General features: G+C 41.3%; 8 protein-coding genes. 5 read left to right on the forward strand and 3 right to left on the reverse strand.

All coding sequences use genetic code 11. The features are described 5' to 3' along the window. Positions 1-73 precede the first annotated feature (73 nt). From I593_RS13880 to pta, 4 genes are all read left to right on the forward strand, one after another. Positions 74-1,339 (forward strand): glutamate-5-semialdehyde dehydrogenase, encoded by a 1,266-nt coding sequence (locus I593_RS13880; RefSeq protein ID WP_016168217.1) that lies wholly within the window; start codon positions 74-76, stop codon positions 1,337-1,339. Positions 1,340-1,467: 128 nt separating this feature from the next. Continuing rightward, positions 1,468-1,869, forward strand: a complete 402-nt coding sequence (locus tag I593_RS13885; protein WP_016168218.1) for a hypothetical protein — start codon at positions 1,468-1,470, stop codon at positions 1,867-1,869. Positions 1,870-2,172: 303 nt separating this feature from the next. Next, positions 2,173-3,396, forward strand: coding sequence for an acetate/propionate family kinase (locus I593_RS13890; RefSeq protein WP_016168219.1), 1,224 nt, complete (start codon positions 2,173-2,175; stop codon positions 3,394-3,396). A 50-nt stretch (positions 3,397-3,446) separates the two neighbouring features. Continuing rightward, on the forward strand, positions 3,447-5,606 hold the full coding sequence (gene pta, locus I593_RS13895) for a phosphate acetyltransferase (protein WP_016168220.1): 2,160 nt from the start codon (positions 3,447-3,449) through the stop codon (positions 5,604-5,606). 82 nt (positions 5,607-5,688) lie between these two features. Here pta and I593_RS13900 read toward each other — a convergent pair whose 3' ends face one another. From I593_RS13900 to I593_RS13910, 3 genes are all read right to left on the reverse strand, one after another. Continuing rightward, on the reverse strand, positions 5,689-6,270 hold the full coding sequence (locus tag I593_RS13900) for a class I SAM-dependent methyltransferase (RefSeq protein ID WP_016168221.1): 582 nt from the start codon (positions 6,268-6,270) through the stop codon (positions 5,689-5,691). Positions 6,271-6,423: 153 nt separating this feature from the next. Continuing rightward, positions 6,424-7,038: a class I SAM-dependent DNA methyltransferase gene (locus I593_RS13905; RefSeq protein WP_016168222.1), complete on the reverse strand. Its 615-nt coding sequence runs from the start codon at positions 7,036-7,038 to the stop codon at positions 6,424-6,426. Positions 7,039-7,095: 57 nt separating this feature from the next. After that, complete coding sequence (locus tag I593_RS13910; RefSeq protein ID WP_016168223.1) at positions 7,096-8,001, reverse strand: DMT family transporter; 906 nt, start codon at positions 7,999-8,001, stop codon at positions 7,096-7,098. Between the two features lie 181 nt (positions 8,002-8,182). Between I593_RS13910 and I593_RS13915 the strand changes: the two genes are divergently transcribed. After that, positions 8,183-9,088: a helix-turn-helix transcriptional regulator gene (locus I593_RS13915; protein WP_016168224.1), complete on the forward strand. Its 906-nt coding sequence runs from the start codon at positions 8,183-8,185 to the stop codon at positions 9,086-9,088. Positions 9,089-9,139 lie beyond the last annotated feature (51 nt).

Genomic DNA, 9,139 nt, shown 5'->3' on the forward strand with positions numbered 1-9,139 from the left:
TCACTGAGATACTTCATTGTCAGTACACAGGCTGTTACTATCGGAACTGAAATTTCTAAGTGATCAAACCGCCATGCAAGAGTCGATTGAACAATATATGCAAACGGTAGGACAACAAGCACGCCAAGCTTCACGCGTGTTAGCAAGCGCTTCTACCCAAACTAAAAACAATGCTTTGTCAGCAATTTACACAGCATTACAGAACAATGAGTCTGCGATTTTAGCGGCCAACCAAATAGACATGGATAAAGGCCGTAACAATCAATTAGACAGTGCATTACTTGATCGCTTAGAACTTACCCCCACACGCTTTAAAGCTATGCTACAAGGTCTGAAAGATGTCATCAGTCTGGTCGATCCAATCGGTGAAATCACAGATTTAGCCTACCGCCCTACCGGCATTCAAATTGGCAAAATGCGCGTACCGCTGGGTGTGGTCGGCATGATTTATGAGTCGCGCCCAAACGTGACCTTGGAGGCCGCTTCACTCGCCTTGAAGTCAGGTAATGCCATTATTTTACGTGGTGGTTCTGAAGCATTAGAATCGAATAAGGCCATTGCAGCTGCTATTCAGCACGGACTTAAAGCATCAGGTTTGCCTGAAACTTCAGTTCAAGTGATTAATACAACAGATCGTGCAGCAGTAGGTCATTTGATCACCATGTCGGAATATGTGGATGTGATTGTTCCACGTGGAGGCAAAGGGTTAATCGAACGTATTACCAATGAAGCCCGTATTCCTGTAATTAAACATTTAGATGGCAACTGCCATGTTTTTGTTGAAGCACAAGCTGATTTACTCAAGGCGCTACCGATTGCACTCAATGCAAAAACTCATCGCTATGGCGTGTGTAATGCCATGGAAACCCTCTTGGTTGATGAGAACGTTGCCGAAGAGTTTTTACCGCGCATTGCAGAGCTGTATGCAGAGAAAAATGTTGAACTGCGTGGTTGCGCTGAAACACAACGTATTTTAGGTTCAGGGGTTAAACCTGCGAGTGAAGAAGACTGGTATACCGAATATTTAGGTCCAATTTTGGCAGTCAAAGTAGTATCAGGAATGGATGAAGCCATTGATCATATTAACAAATATGGTTCACACCATACCGATGCCATCATTACCGAAAACTTCAGCTTGGCGCGTCAATTCCTTGCTCGTGTTGACTCTAGCTCAGTAATGGTGAATGCCTCTACTCGTTTTGCTGATGGCTTTGAATATGGTCTAGGCGCTGAAATCGGCATTTCCACCGACAAGATTCATGCGCGTGGCCCAGTCGGTCTGGAAGGTCTGACTTCGCAAAAATGGATTGTGTTAGGCGACGGTCAAATTCGCCAATAATTCCTCTCTATCTAAAGTATTTTTAAGTGTTCAGTTTCAGCCATGAAGCTGAACACAGCGACTACACTATCTCCACCCTAAATCTTGTAACATGATAAAAAAATTGAAAAAGATAAAAGGGAAATCGCATGTTTTACTATTTGATCATTTGTACCTTTTTACTAGCATTACTGGTTTCTTTTACGGTAATGAAAATTTTTTCCAATTCGATTAATGCTATTCTGGCGCGCATTATTCACGATCCAATCCATGAAGCTTGGGCAAAATACACCAAATTTGCCGGTATGGTGGTCGGAACATCCTCAGGCATTCGTATTTACGATATGGAAAAATACATCACGCCGCTGACTTATACCGAAAATGACAAAAAAATTGTGATTGAACTGACTCAAGAACGCTGGGTACTGGAAATTTACCGTACGATCATCGAAACCTTACAAGGTCTGGCTTGGATGATGTTGGTCTTTTTTATGGTGGCATTAATTGCCTATGTCATTGTACGCTGGTCAGAAATCAAGTATCAAAACTAAGCATAAAAACAACACTTAGCTCCTGCTCAAAATTCATTTCTCATGCTAGTGTTAAAGATGTACAACAAGGAAAATTTAGGTCTGAGCACTATTTCATTAATAAATGAAAACTATCAACCTATAAATTTTATTTATTATTATTTCACTGGTCGATAGTGCTTAAGTCTAATCTCCTAAAGTCTATCTAGGACAGAAAATCAACACATGATAAAACATTATTACTGATCTGGATTGCATTGATAAGTACTGCATAAAGATCACTTTAGGGACGACTTATTTCAATTAAAATTCGGGTATATAAACGTGTCTACATCAGTATTAGTAATTAACTGCGGTTCATCTTCAATTAAATATGCACTTGTTTCAGAGCGCCGTGAAGATCGTATTTTTGGTTTGGCAGAAAACTTAGGCTCTGCTGAAGCCCGCATTAAAGGTGTCACTGTTGGTGGCGCACCACTAGAACTGTCTATTCCCCATGCTGATCACGAAAAAGCATTAGAAACAATTTTAGAGCGTCTTTCTCACTATAACCCTCAAGCCATTGGTCATCGCGTTGTACATGGTGGTACATTGACCAAAGCTGAATTACTCACCCCAGAAATTATTGAACGTATTCGTGAAGCGACGCCGCTTGCACCGCTTCACAACCCTGCACATCTTGTTGGCATAGATGCAACGATGCGTTTATTCCCTGAATTGCCACAAGTTGCAGTATTTGATACTGCATTCCACCAAACTATGCCTGCACATGCTTACCGCTATGCAGTGCCTAAATTTTTATACACTGAACACAATGTTCGTCGCTATGGCTTCCACGGCACTAGCCACGCTTATGTGTCTGAACGTGGTTCAGAGTTGGCTGGTAGCTTAAAACAAGGCGGTTGGTTGACAGCTCACTTAGGTAACGGTAGCTCGACTTGTGCCATCTGGAATGGTCAAAGTGTTGATACCTCTATGGGGTTAACGCCACTCGAAGGTATTGTGATGGGTACCCGTAGTGGTGATGTAGACCCAAGTTTACACAGCTTCTTGGCAGCCAACCTTGGTTGGGATGTCTATAAAATTGACAAGATGCTAAACAAAGAAAGTGGTTTACTCGGTTTATCTGACAATTTGTCTAACGATATGCGCACCTTGATTGAAGCTTCTGAACAAGGCAATGAAGATGCGACTTTGGCTATTGAAGTTTTCTGCTATCGTCTTGCAAAATCTTTAGCTGGACTTAGCTGTGGCTTACCTCGTTTAGATGGTTTATTCTTCACTGGTGGCATTGGTGAAAACTCTGCTTACATCCGTGAAAAAACCATGGCTTACTTACCGCACTTCGGTTTTAACTTGAACAAAGAACAAAATAACAACCTCAAACGTGGTACTGAAGGCCGCATTGATGCAGGGACTGGCCCACAAATTTGGGTGATTCCAACCGATGAAGAAGGTCGTATCGCAAAAGAGACAGCAATTGTTGTCGACAATGAGGTTAATCAGACAACTGCAAAAAAGCCTGAATCAACTGCCGCGATTGCTTAAGCAATCGCGCCTTGACTGCCTTTCCTTTTTTTAATGAATACATAACGACTATGAAAACAATTCTTTTAGTCCCAACTGGTGAAGGCGTTGGCCTAACATCGGCATGTTTAGGTTTAAGTTATGCTTTAGAATGCCAAGGTGTTAAAGCGGGCTTTCTTAAACCTTTTTCTCAAGAAACTAAAATTGAAGCTGATCGCACCAGTGCACTTTTTCAGCATCTTACCAAAAGTGAAACAGTTGAACCTATTCCTTATGCAACCGTCACTCAGCAATTAAACTGTGGCGAAAGTGATGAATTACTAGAAGAAGCCGTTCGTCTACATCGTCAAATTGCAAAAAAACATGACATCATTATCGTTGAAGGGTTATTACCAAATGCACGTGATGCTTTTGCCTCTGAACTGAACTCTGCTTTAGCAAAAGCTTTAGATGCAAAAGTCATCATCGTGAGTAATGCAGATATTCATAAAGCCTCTGCATCAGCGGAAAAAGTTGAAGCTCAACTACGTCATTTTGGTGGCGCATCAAGTGACCGTACTGCTGGGGTGCTATTCATGCGCACCAAAGGCTTGCCTGAAGGTTCTGCGCAAATTCCATTAACCTTCGATCCAAGCCTACGCTTAGTAAGTGATACCAACAAATTTGTAGCAGATATTCAAAAAACTCATGCCCATATTGGTACAGCGCAGTTACCTGTGATTGGTCTGGTACCATTCAGCAACACACTGAGTGTACCGCGCATGTCTGATTTGGCAGCCAATTTACAAGCTGAATGGATTAGCCAAGGTGAAGCCTTACAACGCCGTGTTCTACACAGCAGCCTGATTGCAGCCAATATTGAACACGAACTGGATAAGTTTGTTGCAGGCGAATTAATTATTAGTGCTTCAGACCGTATTGATGTTTTGCTGGCAAGTGGCTTAGCCAGCAGTAATGGAACGCCGCTTGCAGGTCTATTATTGACTGAACATCATGCACCTAATAGCCAAATTCTAGATTTCTGCCAAGCTGCAATTAAACAAGGCTTACCGATCTTACACACTTCACTCAGTACGTTTGAAACAGCGCAAAGCTTAATGAACTTAAGCAATGAAATTCCAGTGGATGACACTGAGCGTGCAGAGCAAGTCACCCGCTTTGTCTCAAGTCATATTAATGAAGAATGGCTAGCTCAGCTCCTGAAGGGTGCTTATAATCCACGTCTGTCTCCTTCTGCTTTCCGCCATGAACTGGTCCAAAAATCTATTCATGCCAAAAAGCGTATTGTGTTACCTGAAGGTGATGAACCACGTACGATTCAAGCCGCTGCAATCTGCCAATCACGTGGCATTGCCCATTGTATTCTTTTGGCTAAACCAGAAGCTGTGGTTGAGGTCGCGAAAGCACGTAATATTGAATTACCATTTGACCTAGAAATTATTGATCCAGACCTGATTCGTGAAAACTATGTCGCACCTATGGTCGAGGCACGTAAAGGCAAAATCAACGAATTACAAGCCCGTGAACAACTACAAGACACCGTGGTTTTAGGCACGATGATGTTAGCACTCGATCAAGTCGATGGTTTGGTTTCTGGTGCAGTACATACCACAGCCAATACAGTTCGCCCTGCATTCCAGTTGATCAAAACTGCACCTGAATACTCTTTAGTTTCTTCAGTGTTCTTTATGCTGTTACCTGATGAAGTCTACGTATACGGTGACTGTGCAATTAATCCAGATCCAGATGCAGAACAACTGGCGGAAATTGCCATTCAATCAGCAGACTCGGCAAAAGCATTTGGTATTGACCCACGTATTGCCATGATTTCCTACTCTACTGGAACTTCAGGTGCAGGTGCAGATGTCGAGAAAGTTGCCCAAGCAACTGCCATCGCAAAACAACGCCGTCCTGACTTACTGATTGACGGTCCTTTACAATACGATGCTGCATCTGTTGAAAGTGTTGGTCGCTCGAAAGCACCTGAATCTAAAGTTGCGGGCCGTGCCAATGTATTTATTTTTCCAGATTTAAATACAGGCAACACCACTTATAAAGCGGTACAACGTTCTGCCAATGTTGTAAGCGTCGGGCCAATGCTGCAAGGTTTGAACAAACCTGTGAATGACTTGTCCCGTGGTGCGTTGGTGGATGATATTGTGTTCACAATTGCACTGACTGCGATTCAAGCCGAACAACAAGTTGAAGCCAAAGCCAGCAAAGCTTCTTAAACAATTTTCCAGTTTTCCAGACCACTCTTTCGAGAGTGGTTTTTTTTGCTTTATAGACAACTGAATATCTGATCAAAGAACATCAAGCTTTCTTTTTCAGGATTAAAGCGTAGAAATGCCAGAATTTCAGAGTTCCATTTGCCAAGGGCTTATAGCCTTTCAGCTCATCCATCCATAAAATCTCAAATTCTTTTGAAAACTTCTGTTCAAGCTGTCGACGCTCAAAACCAGCAAATTGTGTAGATTCTTGTACTACCCAAGTATCGTCCTTTCCCAACACTTGAAGTAAAAATATTCCCTCTGGGAATAATGCATTCGAAATTTTTTCTAAAACATAGTCCACCCTATGTGGAGCACAGAAAAACAAGCTAAATAAAGCAATAATTAAACTCGCTCTAGGAAATTCATAGCTTTCAAAACGGTCAAGGGCAAAAATAAAATTATTATGCTCTGCAAATTTTTGAAGACAGATATCCCTTGCCTGAACAGATGGATCAAAGGCGTGCACTATAAAATTCTGCTGGAGCAGAAATGTGGATTCATTTCCCGCACTACATCCACAATCGATCGCTATTTTGGGGAGATCATCAAAATAACTCAATGCTTTGTCTAAAATAGGGCGATGCGGTAAGTTTTGAGTCAGCTCAGCAAAAGAAGTATCCATATATTCTTATTTATTATTAAAATTACCAAAACAGGATAATACAACTTTCATGCCATAATCAGATTTCATCTTCTCAATTAAGAGAGTGGAAATTTCCGTAAAAACTCATATTGGATACCCAATACATCCAAGTTAATTCTTCAAAAAAATCTCCTATTGGCTCCCCTTTTGTGCCAACCACACTGTATGTCCTGTACATTCAGGATCTTCTACCACCATATTCAGCACATCAAAGCCATATTGAGCCAATAAATGACGATATTCTTCTGGGGCTAAACTGGCATGATATAAAGGCTCTCCAAACAGCTCTCCGATTGCCTCTCCATGTGCAGGACCGCTAGTAAACATCAATATTGTTCCCTGTTTGGCATGTCGTGCAAATTGCGCAAACATCTGCCGTTGATCGTCTTGCGTCAAATGAAAAAAGCTGTCCCACGCCAAAATTGCATCAAATTTTTGCGCTAAATTAAATTGCCGCATATCCGCCTGAAGCCACATTTGTTCAGGAAAGTTTGCTCGTGCCATTTGTAACATTAGCTCGGAACTATCTACCCCAGTAATTGCGCAACCCTGTTCAATTAAATAAGTAGCAAGCGGTTTCCCCGACCCACAGCCTAAATCCAGAACATTTGCTTGATCTGGCAGCAAAGCCAACATGCGATCTAACCAGACTTTTTCAAATAACCATTCTCCACGCAATGCCACCCATTCGCGGGCGTATTTCCGATAAAGCTCAATAATATTTTTTGATAAATGATTGTTTGGCATCACGTTTCTTATTTATGTTAAAGACATGAATGATCTGCTTTGTGGTCTACCCAAAACTCAGCTTTGTTTTGAAAGTTGTATACTCTTTGACTGTGGCATTTTAACAAAGAAAATTGCGTTACCACATAAAATTAGCACCACCCCAATCATTGCATTCCAATGCCATTGATAACTTTCCCACACTGTTGAAATCACTAAAGCCACCAACGGAAATAACAAAGTACTATAGGCTGCTTTGCCCGAACCAATACGCCCCACCAAATAGAAATAAGCAGTAAAACCAATCACTGAACCAAAAATTGCTAAATAAATTAAAGCCGAAATTGCACTTAAAGGCATTGTTGGGAAAAAGTCGTCCTGTTGTACACATGAAATCAATGCCATTAAAAAAGCACCATAGAACATACCGTAAGCATTGGTCGTAAAAATATCCAATCCATTTTTCTGATGGCGTGTACTAATCATATTACCCAGCGAGAAGCCATAGGTTCCGATCATACACAGTGATATCCCAAGTAAGGTTTGACTGTTTAATGTAGTGCCAATCACATCCTGCCAAAACAAAGCAACAATCCCGAGCACTCCAAGTAAAGCCGCAGGATAGAATCGAGACGGAATTTGCTGTGCAAAGAACAGTTTGGCATTCAAGGTATTAAAAATGACTGCCATGGAGAAAATCACTGCTTCTAAACCACTACTCACATATTGCACTGCATAATACAAACAAACAAAGTTAAAACCAAAAATACAGCAGGCCTGTAACATGCAAAATAGATGATCTTTCACTGTCAGTTTTTGCAATTTACGCCAAAAGGCAATAAAAGCAAACAAGACAATTGCTGAAATAAAAAAACGCCAGAACACCGCCACATTGGCAGATATACCGCTTTGTTGTTGCAGGCTAATGGCAATCCATGTTGTGCCCCAAATTACCACAACCAAAGCATATAACAGCGCATTCATTCAATTTCAACCCAAGCTAATGATCTTAAGCACATTATCTCGAAACAAAGACACTCAATACTTGCAGCTTCTTGCGGTCACTATCATCAACTTGTGATTTTTTTACCGAATTTTGCCTACGGATGACAAGACCGAATAGAAGTCCTACACTAGTTACTCAATTTGGCACTGCGTGTAGAAGATGAAATATCAGATTCTAGATCAATTACAGCAACACAAAGCCCAACTTCTCGACTCAGTAGAATTGGGTTCAGGCATGCAGCTCGCCATGTGGCAAAATAACCAAGACTGCGTACAAGTCTGTAGCAATCACCACACTTTAAGTATGTACATTCAGGGTGGATATCACAGTTATCAAAAGACCGCACACGGCTGGCAGAATGGTGGTGGCCCCGACCATATGTGCCTATTGCCACAAGACTTTGAATCTACTTGGGATCTACGTGATCCACTGACCTTCGTACATTTGTACTACACTGAACAACACTTAAAACGTGTAGCAGAACAAGTCTGGGACCGTGAACCAAGCCAAATACAGTTAAATCCACAAAGTTTTGTCGCCGATCCACAAATTGCGATGATTTATCGACACTTTTTACTCAATAGTGCCTGGCAAAACCGTGAAAACCATTTGCAGATGAGTACTGCCACCACGCTACTGCTTAACCATTTAATTAAAAATTATAGTCATACTGAGTGGCAAGCTCCTGAAGTCAAAGGGGGCCTATCACCTTATATCCTTAAACAACTTTTACAATGGATTGATCAGCATCTACATTTAAGTTTAACCCTGTCCGATTTAGCAGAACAAACCCAGCTCAGTGAGTATCACTTTGCGCATATGTTTAAACAGTCCATGCATATGCCACCGCATCAATATGTGATGCTACGAAGACTGGAATTGGCACATCAGACATTACAAACCACCACTGCCACGATCACAGAAGTTTCTACGCAATATGGATTTAGTTCCAGCAGCCATTTTAGTCATCGTTTTAAAAACCACTTTGGCTATTCGCCTTCGCAAATGCTGAAAATGGGAAAAACCTCGTCTTTAAAAGAGACATTTGAAGATTTGAAGATTTGAAGATTTGAAGATTTGAAGATTTGAAGATTTGAAGATTTGAAGATTTGAAGA

The sequence above is a fragment of the Acinetobacter tandoii DSM 14970 = CIP 107469 genome, from assembly GCF_000400735.1.
GTDB classification, from domain to species: Bacteria; Pseudomonadota; Gammaproteobacteria; order Pseudomonadales; family Moraxellaceae; genus Acinetobacter; species Acinetobacter tandoii.

Bases quoted from the DNA above. Each gene is read 5' to 3' on its own strand.
- I593_RS13910 (WP_016168223.1), bottom strand. From the start codon at position 8,001: ATGAATGCGCTGTTATATGCTTTGGTTGTGGTAATTTGGGGCACAACA.
- I593_RS13905 (WP_016168222.1), bottom strand. From the start codon at position 7,038: ATGCCAAACAATCATTTATCAAAAAATATTATTGAGCTTTATCGGAAA.
- pta (WP_016168220.1), top strand. From the start codon at position 3,447: ATGAAAACAATTCTTTTAGTCCCAACTGGTGAAGGCGTTGGCCTAACA.
- I593_RS13900 (WP_016168221.1), bottom strand. From the start codon at position 6,270: ATGGATACTTCTTTTGCTGAGCTGACTCAAAACTTACCGCATCGCCCT.
- I593_RS13915 (WP_016168224.1), top strand. From the start codon at position 8,183: ATGAAATATCAGATTCTAGATCAATTACAGCAACACAAAGCCCAACTT.
- I593_RS13885 (WP_016168218.1), top strand. From the start codon at position 1,468: ATGTTTTACTATTTGATCATTTGTACCTTTTTACTAGCATTACTGGTT.
- I593_RS13880 (WP_016168217.1), top strand. From the start codon at position 74: ATGCAAGAGTCGATTGAACAATATATGCAAACGGTAGGACAACAAGCA.